The 14,244-nt window shown below is 61.1% G+C and carries 13 protein-coding genes; 4 read left to right on the top strand and 9 right to left on the bottom strand.

What is annotated here, in order from left to right; all coding sequences use genetic code 11:
• Positions 1-88: 88 nt before the first annotated feature.
• Positions 89-1,363, bottom strand: coding sequence for a lipid IV(A) 3-deoxy-D-manno-octulosonic acid transferase (gene waaA, locus J2Y90_RS08425; protein WP_253498455.1), 1,275 nt, complete (start codon positions 1,361-1,363; stop codon positions 89-91).
• An 11-nt stretch (positions 1,364-1,374) separates the two neighbouring features.
• Complete coding sequence (locus J2Y90_RS08420) at positions 1,375-2,271, bottom strand: LysR family transcriptional regulator (RefSeq protein ID WP_253498449.1); 897 nt, start codon at positions 2,269-2,271, stop codon at positions 1,375-1,377.
• Between the two features lie 109 nt (positions 2,272-2,380).
• Between J2Y90_RS08420 and J2Y90_RS08415 the strand changes: the two genes are divergently transcribed.
• The 4 genes from J2Y90_RS08415 (at position 2,381) to J2Y90_RS08400 (ending at position 5,894) form a co-directional block, all read left to right on the top strand.
• Entirely contained in the window at positions 2,381-2,713 is a 333-nt protein-coding gene (locus J2Y90_RS08415) for a DMT family transporter (RefSeq protein WP_253498446.1), read from the top strand.
• 199 nt (positions 2,714-2,912) lie between these two features.
• A complete protein-coding gene (locus J2Y90_RS08410; RefSeq protein ID WP_253498443.1) occupies positions 2,913-4,088 on the top strand; it encodes an NAD(P)/FAD-dependent oxidoreductase in 1,176 nt (391 codons plus the stop codon).
• A complete protein-coding gene (locus J2Y90_RS08405; protein WP_253498439.1) occupies positions 4,085-4,897 on the top strand; it encodes an aldo/keto reductase in 813 nt (270 codons plus the stop codon). Before J2Y90_RS08410 ends, J2Y90_RS08405 begins: the two co-directional genes overlap by 4 nt.
• A gap of 31 nt (positions 4,898-4,928) precedes the next feature.
• On the top strand, positions 4,929-5,894 hold the full coding sequence (locus tag J2Y90_RS08400; RefSeq protein WP_253498436.1) for a metal ABC transporter ATPase: 966 nt from the start codon (positions 4,929-4,931) through the stop codon (positions 5,892-5,894).
• Here the strand turns inward: J2Y90_RS08400 and J2Y90_RS08395 are convergent.
• The 7 genes from J2Y90_RS08395 to msbA form a co-directional block, all read right to left on the bottom strand.
• Positions 5,891-6,691 carry a hypothetical protein gene (locus tag J2Y90_RS08395; protein WP_253498433.1) on the bottom strand — a complete coding sequence of 267 codons (801 nt, stop codon included), beginning with the start codon at positions 6,689-6,691 and terminating at the stop codon, positions 5,891-5,893. The two genes, J2Y90_RS08400 and J2Y90_RS08395, sit on opposite strands and share 4 nt — an antisense overlap.
• A gap of 56 nt (positions 6,692-6,747) precedes the next feature.
• Positions 6,748-7,419 carry a hypothetical protein gene (locus tag J2Y90_RS08390; protein ID WP_253498430.1) on the bottom strand — a complete coding sequence of 224 codons (672 nt, stop codon included), beginning with the start codon at positions 7,417-7,419 and terminating at the stop codon, positions 6,748-6,750.
• Between the two features lie 15 nt (positions 7,420-7,434).
• Positions 7,435-8,409 (bottom strand): glycosyltransferase, encoded by a 975-nt coding sequence (locus tag J2Y90_RS08385; protein ID WP_253498427.1) that lies wholly within the window; start codon positions 8,407-8,409, stop codon positions 7,435-7,437.
• 130 nt (positions 8,410-8,539) lie between these two features.
• A complete protein-coding gene (hldE, locus tag J2Y90_RS08380) occupies positions 8,540-9,961 on the bottom strand; it encodes a bifunctional D-glycero-beta-D-manno-heptose-7-phosphate kinase/D-glycero-beta-D-manno-heptose 1-phosphate adenylyltransferase HldE (protein ID WP_253498424.1) in 1,422 nt (473 codons plus the stop codon).
• Positions 9,962-10,024: 63 nt separating this feature from the next.
• Positions 10,025-11,425, bottom strand: a complete 1,401-nt coding sequence (locus J2Y90_RS08375; protein WP_253498421.1) for a PIG-L deacetylase family protein — start codon at positions 11,423-11,425, stop codon at positions 10,025-10,027.
• 4 nt (positions 11,426-11,429) lie between these two features.
• Complete coding sequence (locus tag J2Y90_RS08370) at positions 11,430-12,326, bottom strand: GNAT family N-acetyltransferase (protein ID WP_253498418.1); 897 nt, start codon at positions 12,324-12,326, stop codon at positions 11,430-11,432.
• A complete protein-coding gene (gene msbA, locus J2Y90_RS08365) occupies positions 12,320-14,146 on the bottom strand; it encodes a lipid A export permease/ATP-binding protein MsbA (protein WP_253498415.1) in 1,827 nt (608 codons plus the stop codon). The genes J2Y90_RS08370 and msbA overlap by 7 nt, the downstream gene beginning before the upstream one ends.
• Between the last annotated feature and the right edge of the window lie 98 nt (positions 14,147-14,244).

The following is a 14,244-nucleotide window of genomic DNA, read 5'->3' as shown; positions in this document are numbered from 1 at the left end:
CTTAAAAGCAAAGATCGCAGCCTTCGACAGCACCTACAGTTGGAATGCATTTCCCTGCAGGAGCTGCCGAAGGCTGCGATCTTTTCACTTACTTGATCAACCTGCCCAAGCCATCCAGCAAACGCTGCAACGCGCCCTGATTGCGGCGCATCACCGCCAGCCCGGCCTCAGCCATGCGCTGCGCATCACGCGGCAATTCGAACAAGCGCTGCACTTCAATCGCCAAGCCTTCGGCGTCATCGACTTCGACCAACGCCCCGGCTTCGCGCATCTGCGCGGCGATATCGAGGAAGTTGAACAGGTGCGGGCCGCTGAGCACCGGTTTTGCCAGCGCGGCAGGTTCGAGCAGGTTGTGCCCGCCGCTCGGGACCAGACTGCCGCCGACAAAGGCACTGTCGGCCAGGGCATAGAGAAACAGCAACTCGCCCATGGTGTCGCCAAGCAGCACAGAAGTCTGTGGATCGACATTGGCCCCAGTCGAACGGCGCACCGTGGCGAAGCCTTCGCGCTGGCACAGTTCGAACACCGAGTTGAAACGTTCCGGGTGGCGTGGGACCAGAATCAACAATGCATCCGGGTGACAGGCCAACAGGCGACGATGGGCATTCAATACCACTTCGTCTTCGCCTTCGTGGGTGCTGGCGGCGATCCACACCGGACGATCCTGAGCCTGCCATTGGCTACGCAATTCGGCCGCACGTTGCAGCAGTTGCGGGTCGATTGTCAGATCGAATTTGATCGAGCCGGTGACTTCCACTGTTTCCGCACGTGCGCCGAGATCACGGAAGCGCTGGGCTTCGGCCTCGGTCTGTATGGCGAACAAACTTATTTCCGCCAGCATCGGCGCAGTGAGTTTGCGCAAGCGCCCATAACCACGTGCCGAACGCTCGGACAAGCGTCCATTGGCCAGCCCGACCGGTATCCCGCGCTTGGCACATTGATGAATATGGTTGGGCCACAGCTCGGTTTCCATGATCACTGCAAGCCTGGGCTGCACGCGATCAAGAAAGCGTGCCGCTGCGCAGGGCAAGTCGTACGGCAAATAACAATGCTGGATGCGCGGCTCGTTGGCGAACAGTGCCTGGATACGTTCCGAGCCGGTCGGGGTCATGCAGGTCACGGTGATGGGCAGCGTCGGATAGCGTTCCAGCAGAGCGCGAATCATCGGCGCGGCAGCAATGCTTTCGCCCACCGACACCGCATGCACCCAGATGCCGCCGGGCTGCAAGGTCGGCATGCCGTAAGTGAAGCGCTCGCCAATGCGCTTGGCATACGCTGGCGCCTTGCGCGCGCGCAGCCACAGCCGAATCGCCACCAATGGCAGCCCCAGATAAAACAGCGCGGTGTAGAGAGTTCTATTCATGGCGGCGGAGTTTATCGGCTTTTGTCGCCGATCGCCCGCAAGTGCACGGCAAAACGTTCCGCCAGCCAGCGTGCGGCCGGGCCGAGCGGTTCGTCGCGGCGCCAGACCAGCTCCACCACCAGCGCCGGCGGCGTCCATTCGCTGTCGAGCTCGACCATCAGGCCCTGATACGCCGAGTACTGCACAACGTGGCGCGGCAACCACGCCCAACCGAGATCGCGCACCAGCCATTCGGACATCACGTAAAAGCTGTCGGCGCGCCACACCTGTGGGCTGGCCGGCTCGTTGCCGGGGTAGACGCTTGTCTGCGTCGACATCAGCAGTTGCCGATGTTGCGCCAGTTGCTGACAGGTCACGTAAGGCTGCTGCGCCAGCGGATGCTTGACGCCGCAGACCGTGACCATTTCAACGCTGCCGAGCACGCGGCGCTCAAGGGCCTCGGGGATTTCATCGTGATAGAAGAGCAGGCCGAGATCGGCGCGACGCTCGACCAGTTTTCGCGCGACTTCGCCCTGGGCGGCGCTGGTCAGTTGCACTTCCAGGCTGGGAAACTGCTCGGCCAGTTCGCCGAAACTTTCCACCAGTGCCTGATACGGCATCGCCTCGTCCTGGGCCACACGTAGCTGCGCCTCCTGGCCGCGCAGCATGGCCATGGCGCGGCCATTGAGGCGCTCGCACTGGCGCAACACTTCGCGGGCCTCTTCCAGCAATGCCGCGCCCGCCTCGGTAAGAGTCGGCTGGCGGCCACTGCTGCGCTCGAACAGGCTCACGCCCAAATCCGCTTCGAGCATCGCCACAGCGCTGCTGATCGCCGATTGCGCCTTGCGCTGCCGCCGCGCCACGGCGGAAAACGAACGTTGCTCGGCAACGTCGACAAATATGCGCAACTGCTCAAGATTCCATTGCATGCCGGCTTCAAACCCATCTTCAGAACAGATAGGTAATGACTTTACCCCATCTGAGCAATCCCTAGAATGTCGCCTTAGCAAGCAACGATTTATCTGAGGGATTGAAATCATGAACGCCTACGTCTATCTGGCCATCGCCATCTGCGCCGAAGTGATCGCCACCGTTTCGATGAAAGCGGTCAAAGGCTTCAGCACGCCACTGCCATTGATTCTGGTCATTGTCGGTTACGCGATTGCGTTCTGGATGCTGACGCTGGTGGTACGCACCGTACCGGTGGGCGTTGCCTACGCTGTCTGGGCGGGGATGGGCATTGTCATGGTCAGCGTCGCGGCGCTGTTTATCTACGGGCAAAAGCTCGATGTACCGGCAATGCTGGGGATGGCGTTGATCGTGCTGGGGGTCGTTGTGATTCAGCTGTTCTCCAAGACCGCGGGGCATTAACCACAAACACATCTCCCCTGTAGGAGTGAGCCTGCTCGCGATAGCGGTCTGTCATTCAACATTCATGTCGCCTGCTACACCGCCATCGCGAGCAGGCTCACTCCTACAGGTTTCGCGCTCAGCCAGTTGATCATCGACAAATCCGCCCTTTTCCCGAGTCTGTATACTGCGCCCTCGTCTTGAACACTGAGGTCGCTGCATGCCATCCGTTATTTCCACCGACGTTCTGATTGTCGGCGCTGGTGTCGCCGGCCTCTGGCTGAATGCGCGCCTGCGCCGCCAGGGTTTTTCGACCGTACTGGTGGAAAGCGCCAGCCTCGGTGGCGGGCAGAGCGTGAAGTCCCAGGGCATCATCCATGGCGGCGCAAAATACGCGCTGCACGGTGCGCTGACCGGCGCCTCGGAAGCCATCGCCGATATGCCGCGCCGCTGGCGCGAGGCGCTGGCCGGCAATGGCGAGCTGGACTTGTCCGGCGTGCGCCTGCTGTCCGAAGCGCATTACCTGTGGTCGCCGGGCACCCTCGCCGGCAACCTCACCAGTTTCTTCGCCAGCAAAGCCGTGCGTGGCCGGGTCGATCAGGTCAAGGGCGACGAACTGCCGCCGGCCCTGCAAGACAAGCGTTTCAAGGGCAAGGTCTACCGTCTCGCCGAACTGGTGGTCGACGTACCGAGCCTGATCCAGCGTCTGGCCGAGCTGGCCGGTGACGGTCTGCTCGCCGGTCAGGTCATCGAGCCGCTGCTGGAAGCGGGCGTGCTGGTGGGCCTGAAAGTCGACGGCCGCGAGATCCGCGCCCAGCGCATCGTCCTCAGCGCCGGCGCCGGTACCGCCGAATTGCTCGAAGCCCTGGGCCTGAGCCGGCCGGCCATGCAACGCCGGCCGCTGCACATGATCCTCGCCAAAGGCCCCGGGCTGAAACCGCTGTACGCCCACTGCCTGGGCGGCGGCACCAAGCCGCGCATCACTGTGACCACGCACCCGGCGGCTGACGGCCAGTGGGTCTGGTACATGGGCGGCGACATTGCCGAAAGCGAAGGCGTGGCCCGCGAGCCGGCCGAACAGATCGCCACCGCGCAACAGGAAATCGCCCAATTGCTGCCGTGGATCGACCTCAGCACCACGCAATGGGCCACGCTGCGCGTCGACCGCGCCGAACCGCTGCAAACCGGCCTGACCCGCCCGGACAACGCGTTCCTCGCCGAGGAAGGTCGTCTGCTCGTCGGTTGGCCGACCAAACTGGCCCTGGCGCCGGACTTCGCCGATCGCGTCATCGCGTCCTTGCAACGCGACGGCATCCAGCCGCAAGCGACCGAGCCGTTGCCGCCACTGCCGAAACCGCCGCTCGGCGTGCCCGCCTGGGAGCAACTGCTGCCATGACCATCGCTACTCTGCACGAGCTGCATCGCCCGCTGGGCAGCACCGGCCTGTCGGTTTCGCCGCTGGGTCTGGGCACGGTCAAACTCGGCCGCGACCAGGGCGTGAAATACCCCAATGGTTTCCAGATTCCCGGTGATGACGAAGCGCGCATGCTGCTGCGTCAGGCGCGGGATCTGGGCATCAACTTGATCGATACCGCGCCGGCCTACGGGCGCAGCGAAGAACGTCTCGGCCCGCTGCTGCGTGGTCAGCGTCAGGACTGGGTGATCGTCAGCAAGGTCGGCGAAGAGTTTGCCGACGGTGTGTCGCGCCATGACTTCAGCGCCGCGCACACGCGGATGTCGGTCGAGCGCAGCCTGCAACGTCTGGAAACGGATTTTATCGATCTGATTCTGGTGCACTCCGATGGCAACGACATGGCCATCCTCGAGCACCAAGAGGTGTACGCCACCCTCGCGGCGCTGAAGGCCGAGGGCAAGATTCGCGGCTTCGGGTTTTCCGGCAAAACCGTCGAAGGCGGCTTGAAAGCGCTGGAGCAAGGCGACTGCGCGATGGTCACCTACAATCTGAACGAACAAAACGAAAAGGCAGTCATTGACTATGCTGCTGCCCACGCCAAAGCCATTCTGGTAAAAAAAGCCCTGGCCAGCGGGCATGTCTGTCTGAGCCCCGGAGTCGATCCGGTGCGCGCCAGCTTCGAGTTGCTGTTCGCTCAGCCCGGCGTCGCCAGTGCTATTGTCGGCACGATCAATCCGTTGCACCTCGCCCATAACGCCGCGACCGTTGCCCAGGTCCTGCGTGGTCACTGACGCCGCCCCGCGGCCTTAAGCAGGAGCCGATATGCCGCGCACGCTCATCCGCAAGAACCCGAGCAACTTCAAGACGCTGCCATTATTCGTCGAAGCCACGCCCGAGGGCCTGAGCTATCAGAGCGTCGGCATGCCGCTGAATTTCGCCCAGACCCTGCAACGGCGCAAACCGGTCAGCGTCGCCGACAGCGAGCGCTTTGCGCTGGAACTGGCCAACCTCGGCGTATCCGTGCGCTTGACATTGCATTGGCAGAATCGCGATTACTGGGTGCTGGTACGCCAACGCCGGCAGGATCGCGGCGATGTGGTGCTGAAGCTGATTTCCGGCTACGTGCCGGCCCACGAATTGAACATTCCGCTGCACACAGCAATTCAGGAAATTGCCGAAGAATGCCTGTTGGAAACCCCGGAAGGCTGGCTCGGCGGGCGCTTCAACGAAACCTGGCTGCCGGCACCCTACTCCGCTGCGCTGCACTATCGTGAGGCGCTGCCGTTTCGCCTGACTCCATTGTCCGGTTCGGCGCGTCCGGTGCGCTGCGCCAACCTGCAATTGCTGGAGCGACCACGGGCCTACGTGCACCTACCGACCGCGTCGCTGCAATTGATCTACGACTTGCGCCTGGAAGTGCCCAAGGAAGCCAAGTCCCTGAGTCTGTTTCATGTCGATGAACGCCTGGAGGGCGATCAGTTGGTCGCGCGGCTCGACCGCAAGCGGCCCGACCTGTATCTGATGCCCCTTAAGGACGGCGCGCCAACTGCGGAGCTGTTCATCCTCAAACGCGACAAGTTGATACCGGCCAGCACTCGCGGCATTCATCTGGCCGAGAGCTTCGCGACGCAACAGGGCTGGGTCGTGCACGATGAGCGCATTCGCTGGAAGGACTGGCTGGTGCAACAGGGCCTGCAACCGGCCAAGGCACCCCGCACCGGCCTCAAGCAGTTGAGCATCAAGGCGCTGCGCCTGGTCGGGCTGGGCAGGAAACGCGCAAGCCGCTAGCGGCGGCGATCCCACCAGGTGCGCAACGTCGCGAAGAAGTGAAAGTAACGGTTTTCGCGCTTGCCCATGCCACGCTTGGGTGAGAACGACTCTTCGGCAAATGCGCCGGTGATGCGCACGCGAGAGGCCTGGATCGGCAGTGTGCAAACCTTGGCGCCCGCCTCCAGTAGCGCGTATTTGAGCAAGCGCTCGGAGTGCAGCTTGCGGCCGGTCGCCTGGCAGAAATCGAAGATGCGTTCGATGCGTTTGCCGTAGGCGACATACGCATCGCGCCCGCATACGGCGAACCGGTCATTCAGACCGCCCCACCACTGCCAGTCCGGAATATAAACGTTGTGCCGCCGCGCCTCGGCATGGTTGAACACGTAGGCTGGCAGTGGGGTGTGGAAGAAATTGTCCGGCCGCACAAAAACAACGAAATCCGGATTGAAGGATTCGATTTCGCCGGTGACGGTGTACAACGAGTTGAGCTGATAAATCAGGTTGCGCAACGACGCATAGTCATCGGCCCAGGTATCGCCCTGTGCCTTGACCTGATCGAAATCCCAACGCTCCAGCACACCTTCGGTCGAGGTGAGAGCGCCGGTCATCGATTCGAAGGGCTGATAGTTGTCAGCCGCCAGCTCCCCCTTCTCGCCGGAACGCGAATTCTGCACTTCATCGACTTTATACAAGTGATAAAAGCACTGGATATCGCTGCCCGCAGGCAACTGTGCCAATACGTTCTGCTCGATGGAGGGGAAGCAAATCTGGGAATTCCTCGGAATCCCGAAAAATGCCACGGCAATTTTCAACACTCGATTGCACCTATGAAAAGTGATTCGGGCCAGCGGGTACCCGGCTGCAGCGTCGCTTATTTGCGCTGAAATAGTCTCTGCCACCAGTGGCGAGGTTGCAGCGGTATGACAATGACAGCGGACTTTTGCAACCAGTCCCGCTCGTAATCCCAGGCATGCCCGCCCCACAACTTCCCCGCTTCGTTGGAAAATCCCAGGGTCATCAGCTGATAGGAATAACCGACATGCTCGCGTAGCCAGTCGAACAGCACCAGCGTGTTGAAACCTGTAGACGGTCCGACATAACGCTTGCCGCCGGGGCGGTCGACCGGGTAGTTCCACAGCGGCGGTAACGGGATGCGATCCCAGTACATTGCCACGCGGGGCAGCGGGCACATCGGCGCCGCACAACCCACCAGCATGGTGAAGCAGCGCTCGCCCGCGCGGTCGAACAATCGCTGCACGTCCGCGCTGCAGGGCAGCCCGAAAAAGTAGGCATCCGGCGCGTTGTAGCCGTGCACAAAGACGTTGACGCTTTGCGCGTTGAGCAGCGATGCCTTGATGCAATGATTGAAACTGACGACGACATCATTGACGCCGATGTTCAGCGCCGCGAAGTCGGCTGCGGTAATGGCGGGATTATTGGCGATCAATACAACTCGCGCGGCGCGGCTCAGGCATTCACGAAGTGCATCGGGCAAGGCCTGCAAAACCGACTGGTCGCCACCGGGCAGCGCATCCAGCGCCATGTCGTCATCCGTCATTCAGGTCGGTACCTTCATGCCGTAACGCAGCTTGACCCAGAACCGGGTAAAACCCGACGGCGGCTGCCATGGGCGCATCTCGCGCTGGATGGCTTCGGCGAGTGCCTGGCCGACCCGAGCAAACGAATAGCGACTCTCGGCAAACGCCTGGCCGTTGCTGGCAATGCGTTGTGCCAGTTCGGGATCGTCCTGCAGCAGTTTGATCTTCGCCACCGCCTCGTCTTCGCTGCGGTAGAACACGGTGTTGTGCATGTCTTCGAAACCGAGCAATCGGTCCTCTTCGCCCTGGCTCCAGGCCAGCAGCACACAGCCGCACGCCATAGCCTCGAAGTTCTTGATCATGAATTCGTTCATGCCTATGTCGGCGCTGACGAAGATTTTGATGCGATTGAGCGTTTCCAGGTACTCGGCGCCGGACTTGGTGCGGGTCACGAGCATGCCGGTGCGCCGCGAGAGCGATTCAAGCATGGCCTTGCGCTCGGCGTACTCGGTACTTTTCAAGCTGCCGAGGAAGCCGATCGGGATGTCTCGCTCAACACCGGTGTTGTGTAGCATCTGCTCGTCGTAGCCTTTGGAAACGAACACCGTATCGATGCCCTCCGCCAGCATCTTGCGCGCGACCACCGCACCGGAGACCAGCGCCCGACAGCTCGGCAAGCGGCTATACAGACGCGAATACACGCCACGATACTTACTGGCGGGCATGTAGTTCTGATAAGCATCGTGTTCCAGAAACACCAGGCCCGGAATACACTTGAGCACCCGCAATTGCGGAGCCAGACGTTTGACCCGGGAGAAAATCACCACGCGGTCGAAGGTCTGGTACTCGACCGAAGTCAGAAAAGCTCCGAGGTTCATCTGCTGCTGCTTGCTCAGACGATAGATGAAACATTCATCGCAGTTCTGCTGAACGATGTCATAGAGCCGATCGAGAATGACCCGCTGCTCGTCCATCACCAGGAGCATGACTTTCATAAGTTAAATGACCACGTAACGTAGGCAGGCAAGCGCAGCGGATTCAAGCCTGCCAACTTCAACGGAAACGGTGAGATCCCCAAGGCAAAATCCGTTCACACGCGGTACACAACGGTAAAGATTCATCTGATCAGCGACTGCGGATTTTTTCGACAATCGCCGTCGTCGAGCTGTTTTCCACCAGTCCCAATACTTTCACGGTGCCGCCGTAAGCGGTCACGATATCGGCGCCGACCACTTGATCGATGCTGTAATCGCCGCCTTTGACCAGCACATCAGGCTTGACCTCGCGCAGCAGGTTCTCAGGCGTACCTTCCGGGAAACTGATGACCCAATCCACCGCGCCCAGACCTGCCAGCACCGCCATGCGTCGGTCGACGCTATTGATCGGGCGACCAGGGCCTTTCAGGCGACTGACCGAAGCATCGTCATTGACTGCGACAATCAGGCGATCGCCCTGAGCCCGCGCCTGTTCCAGATAGGTCACGTGGCCGGCATGAAGGATGTCGAAGCAGCCGTTGGTGAAAACGATTCTTTCGTTGTGAGCACGGGCATCGGCGACGGCAAGCACCAACTGCTCAAGCCCCAGCACGCCACGCTCGGAACCCTCTTCACGCTGAATGGCGCGACGCAGTTCCGGGGCGCTGATGGCGGCCGTACCGAGCTTGCCGACCACAATACCCGCAGCCAGGTTGGCCAAGGCCACGGCATGAGGCAGGTCTTCGCCTGCCGCAATGGCGGCGGCAAGGGTTGAAATCACCGTGTCGCCGGCACCGGTCACATCGAACACTTCGCGGGCGCGGGCCGGCAAGTGCAATGCGGGTTGATCAGGGCGCAACAGAGTCATGCCGTGTTCGCCACGAGTGACCAGCAGCGCGCCCAGCTCGAGGTCGTGCATCAGCGTCGCGCCCTTGCTGACGAGTTCGTGTTCGTCAACGCAACCGCCAACGATCGCTTCGAATTCGCTGAGGTTCGGCGTGATCAGGCTGGCGCCACGGTAGATCGAGAAATCCTTGCCTTTCGGATCGGCCAGCACCGGGATGTTTTTCGCCCGTGCCGCCTGAATCAGCGCCTGATGGTTTTTCAGCGCGCCTTTGCCGTAGTCGGAAAGGACCAGCACCTTGATACCTTCCAGAAGATCATCGACCTGCGAGCCAAGGGCCAGCGCATCGGTGGCGAACGGTTCTTCGAAGTCGATACGCAGCAGCTGCTGGTGCCGGCTCATGACCCGCAGTTTGACGATCGTCGGCTGATGCGCAATGCGCTGGAACAACGCGCGTACACCAGCGCCCTTGAGACTGTTGCCCAGGCTGTCGGCGGCTTCGTCATCACCGGTCACCCCGACCAGCGACGCCGGCGCACCGAGCGCGGCAATATTCAAGGCAACGTTTGCGGCACCGCCCGGACGATCTTCGATCTGCTCGACCTTGACCACCGGCACCGGCGCCTCAGGGGAAATCCGTGAGGTTCCGCCATGCCAGTAACGGTCGAGCATGACATCGCCGACTACCAAGACAGGGGCTTGATCGAAACGCGGCATGGACAACTTCATGGAGCAACCCACATACAAATGAACAGGGGCGCGATATTAACACAGGGTAAAGCGCCGTCCGCCTCAATCTGAAAGGTCGCGGACCCAGAACAGTTCATGGCGCCGCACTGCCTTGCGGAAAAACTCGTTACTGCCTGTAACCGGCCAGCGTCGTCCGGCAAGCCACTGTTGAATGACACGACGCAACTGGCGTTTGAATCCGAGCGAACCTTGCAGGTCGTGCTCCATCGCCAGCGCCATGGCCTTGTCGAGCTGCACATCCGCCGACAGCATCGGACTCCACAAATGGTCGGCCGGCAACGGCTCGATCGCCGGAGGCAGGGCGATACCAGCACCGGCCGGACCCATCGGCCATCGATCGTTGTCATGCAAGTGGTTGGCGTACATCAGCAAGGTCGACGGCTTCCACGTACTGGCGGCGATAGCTTCCAGCACGGCACGGGTGGAGGCTACGTGATCGCTGTGCGGGTCCAGCTCGGGATGCGGAGTGACGACGACTTCGGGGCGAAAGTGCTCAAGCAATGCTTGAATATCGCCGACGAGATTAACCCAGGTCGGCGCGCCATCGACATCGCCCGGCAAGCTCAGCGGATTGTGCTGGCGCACACTGCGCACATCGTTTTCGCAGGATTCGCGCGAACCGAATGCCTTGCCCGGTTCCTCGGCCATCGCCGGCAATTGCAGGCAGTAGTAACCCAACTGCACGCAATGGCTGGCCGGGACCCCGCCCCACAGCGGAATGCTCAGGCTGTCCCAGCTGCGCAACCGGCCCTTCAAGCGCGCCGCCTGGGCCTTGTCCAGCCCCAGACGCTGGAAGTCTTCAGCTTCGATTTCACCCTGGGTAAGGGTAACGATGCTGGCTTCCTCGGTTCGGCAGTAGAGACCGAACGCCGCCAGCTCGGCATCATCGGCGTGAGGCGCGATGACCATGACCCGTTGCTGTGCGTAATCGGGATTGCTCATCACCCACAGCGTACCGCTGGAACTCAGCGTGCAATGGCGACCACGCAGCGTCAGCGTATTTGCGCCAAGCGCTGCGGCTTGCCCGGACAGATTGAGAAAGCGCCGCCCGCTGACGCCACGCTCGAAGTCCTGACGATCGTCACCCAGCTCGACATAAGGGTCCAGCCAGCGCCCCAGCCAGGTGGTCTTGACCTGAAGCTCAAGCACCAGTGTTTCTCCCGAAGCCAGCGGTTCGCTCAGATGCACGATACCTGCATCCAGCTTCACGGCTTGACGCGGAGTATGACCGGGAAAGTTGTATTGATAGTCGTCGGCCGCGCTATAGAACAGATGGTCGGCAAACCACGCTTCGTGCGCCACCCAGGCCAAGACCAGCAGCACCGGCACCAGCCACCAGCCCAGCCCGACGCCGGCCGCCACCAGCGCGATCACAAACGCGATCAGGAACATTCGCTTGCTGCGGCGGTGAGCCTTGAGGAGCTGTTGCTTGCGAGCAGTCATGGTTTCAGACCTTGTAGACCGGCACCGTATGGCACCAGCGATCCTTGTATTCACGGTCGGCTCGGCCGAACGAATAACGCAGCGTCTTGCCCAGCGCCTGAGCATCCGCCCAGGCCTGCTGGGTGTTGACGAAACTCAATACACTGCCGGGGCTGAACTCACGGCTCTGTGGATCGACGCCGCCGTTGACGTATTCCAGCGACACCCATTGCGGCGCTTCGACACGGTAGAGAATCTGAATCGCCACTGGCGCCGATTCAAGCATCACTACCGACCCGGTCATGAACTCGCGCAGCAGGGTGAAGACTTCGACCAGCCCGGCCTTGCCAGGCACTTCGAAACCCCAGCGGCGCTGGAACAGATCACCATAGGCGGCGGCCTGTTCTTGCGGCGTCAAGTCGGACATCGGAATCAACGCACCACCCGCCTCTTCCAGCAGACGCTGTTCGCGACGCTGGTTGTAGCGAAACTTCTTCGAATAGTCCTCAGGCAGCCGCGCCAATGCCAGTCCTTCCGGCTGGACGCGCAGAGTGCTGATCTGCTCGGCGTTGAGTTGCGAAACATAAGCCATGCGCTGACGCACCGGAACGACGGCATCCGCGGCAATTGGCAAAATCAGCTCGGCGTTGCCCATATCGAGCAGCCCGCGCTTGCCTTCGCGCTTGAGCACTTCTTTGGACAGAGCGGCGTGCCTGCCCCAGCAGGCAACAGCCGCGACGACGTCACCATCGACGATCCAGCCCAGGTAGTGCAGCTTGATGCCGACGAACGTCGACAGCCGCTCCACCACGTCGGGATGAGTCGCAAAACTGCCGCCGAAGCGCTGCCAGGCTTGGGCATAAGCGGCCTGATCGATCTCGCTCCAGCCGCGCTCACGCCAGGCGCGAAACGCCGTCAGCATAGGTCGGTCACATGGGTCGGTTGCAGCTCGTCGCCTTCTTCGAATTCCTTGGTGTGCAAGCGGGCGTAATAGCCATTCTGCGCCAGGAGCTGGGTATGGGTGCCGCGCTCGACGATCTTGCCTTCGTCCATGACCAGGATAAGGTCGGCCTTTTCGATGGTGCTCAAGCGGTGAGCGATCACCAGTGTCGTGCGGTTTTGCACCACGTGATCCAAAGCCGCCTGGATATGGCGTTCGGATTCGGTATCGAGGGCCGATGTGGCTTCGTCGAGAATCAACAGCGGCGCATCCTTGAGCAACGCTCGCGCAATGGCGATGCGCTGACGCTGGCCGCCGGACAGCAGCACGCCATTCTCGCCAACCAGGGTTTCATAGCCCTGTGGCATCTTGATGATGAACTCATCGGCGTAGGCTTCGGTGGCCGCGCGCTTGACCTCGTCGAACGGTGCGCCCGCGAGATCGCCGTAGGCGATATTGTTGGTCACCGTGTCGTTGAACAGCGTGACCTGCTGGGTCACCAGGGCAATCTGCCGACGCAGGCTGCGCAGGGTCAGGTCCTGCACCTGCACGTCATCGAGCAAAATCTGCCCGTGCTCCTGCTCATGCTGGTAGAAGCGTGGAATCAGCCCGGCCAGAGTCGACTTGCCACTGCCGGAGCGACCGACCAGCGCCACCATTTGCCCTGGCTCGACGACGAAACTGATGTCGTCGAGGACCTTCTTCTCGCTGTCCGGATAGCTGAAACTGAGGTTGCGCACTTCGAGGCGACCTTGCAGACGGTCGCGCTCGACCGTCCCCTGATCGACTTCCGCCGGCTCGTCCAGCTGTTCGAAAATACTCTCCGCACCGGCCACGCCCTTCTGGATCGTCGAGCTGACTTCGGAAAGCTGGCGAATCGGCTTGGGCAGCAGGCCAGCCATGGTGATGTAGGCCACCAGATCACCCGGCGATGCATCACCACGAAGGTACAAGACCAAAAACATCACCACTGCCATGGCGCTGTACGTCACCAATTGCAGCATCGGTGTATACACCGCGCCGGTCTTGGTCATTGTCAGCTGTTTGTCGGTATTGCTCTGGCTGGCGTCATGGAAGCGTACCTTTTCATAGGTTTCGCCACCAAAACTGCGGACCACGCGGTAGCCGTGAATCGTCTCGGATGCGACGTGCGTGACGTTACCCATCGAGACCTGGATCTTTTTGCTCTGCTTGCGGAATTTCTTGCTGGTGCTGTTCACCATCAGACCGATGACCGGCAGGATGGCGACCATCACCAGGGTCAGCTTCCAGTTCATCCACAACAGGGTGCAGAACAGGAAGATCACCGTCATGCCTTCACGGATCACCACTTTGATCGCGTCGGTGGCGGCGCCGGTGACCATGGTCACGTTAAACGTGATACGGGAAATCAGGTGGCCGGAGTTGTTCTTGTCGAAATAGCTGTTGGGCAGATCCAGCAGCTTGTTGAACAGAACCACACGCAGGTCATGCACCAGCCCCAGAGAGACCCGCGCCAGAAAGTAGTTGCCCAGATACGAACCGACGCCTTGCCAAACAGCAATCAGCACGATTAGCAACGGCACGCTCTCGAGCAATTGCAACTTGCCCAGATAGGGGTTGCCGGGGAACAGGCTGGCCTCCGGGTTGGCCAGGCCATCGACGAAATACTTGAGAATGTAGGCGAGCATCGGTTGGGTCGATGCGAAGATCAGAAAGCCAACGATACTCAGAATGAACAGGCCGGCGTAAGGACGCACGTAAGCCAAAAGGCGGAAATAGATCGCCAGCGTCGACTGGGCTTTCGGTTCAGGACTGCTCATGGTAATCCGCGTAAATCAGTGAGGCGGCGATGATATCACAGGCCCTTTTGCGCCGATCAACATCACCGGGCGCCAGCCATTGGGCAAGTCGGTTAAGA

This window comes from Pseudomonas koreensis, from assembly GCF_024169245.1.
Classification (GTDB): Bacteria; Pseudomonadota; Gammaproteobacteria; order Pseudomonadales; family Pseudomonadaceae; genus Aquipseudomonas; species Aquipseudomonas koreensis_F.
Note: the sequence above shows the minus strand (reverse complement) of the source record. Positions and strands in the feature narration are given on the sequence as shown.

Coding starts and splice junctions, on each gene's coding strand:
- msbA (WP_253498415.1), bottom strand. CDS start 14,146: ATGAGCAGTCCTGAACCGAAAGCCCAGTCGACGCTGGCGATCTATTTC.
- J2Y90_RS08405 (WP_253498439.1), top strand. CDS start 4,085: ATGACCATCGCTACTCTGCACGAGCTGCATCGCCCGCTGGGCAGCACC.
- J2Y90_RS08370 (WP_253498418.1), bottom strand. CDS start 12,326: ATGCTGACGGCGTTTCGCGCCTGGCGTGAGCGCGGCTGGAGCGAGATC.
- J2Y90_RS08415 (WP_253498446.1), top strand. CDS start 2,381: ATGAACGCCTACGTCTATCTGGCCATCGCCATCTGCGCCGAAGTGATC.
- J2Y90_RS08375 (WP_253498421.1), bottom strand. CDS start 11,425: ATGACTGCTCGCAAGCAACAGCTCCTCAAGGCTCACCGCCGCAGCAAG.
- J2Y90_RS08390 (WP_253498430.1), bottom strand. CDS start 7,419: ATGGCGCTGGATGCGCTGCCCGGTGGCGACCAGTCGGTTTTGCAGGCC.
- J2Y90_RS08385 (WP_253498427.1), bottom strand. CDS start 8,409: ATGAAAGTCATGCTCCTGGTGATGGACGAGCAGCGGGTCATTCTCGAT.
- J2Y90_RS08410 (WP_253498443.1), top strand. CDS start 2,913: ATGCCATCCGTTATTTCCACCGACGTTCTGATTGTCGGCGCTGGTGTC.
- J2Y90_RS08420 (WP_253498449.1), bottom strand. CDS start 2,271: ATGCAATGGAATCTTGAGCAGTTGCGCATATTTGTCGACGTTGCCGAG.
- J2Y90_RS08400 (WP_253498436.1), top strand. CDS start 4,929: ATGCCGCGCACGCTCATCCGCAAGAACCCGAGCAACTTCAAGACGCTG.
- hldE (WP_253498424.1), bottom strand. CDS start 9,961: ATGAAGTTGTCCATGCCGCGTTTCGATCAAGCCCCTGTCTTGGTAGTC.
- waaA (WP_253498455.1), bottom strand. CDS start 1,363: ATGAATAGAACTCTCTACACCGCGCTGTTTTATCTGGGGCTGCCATTG.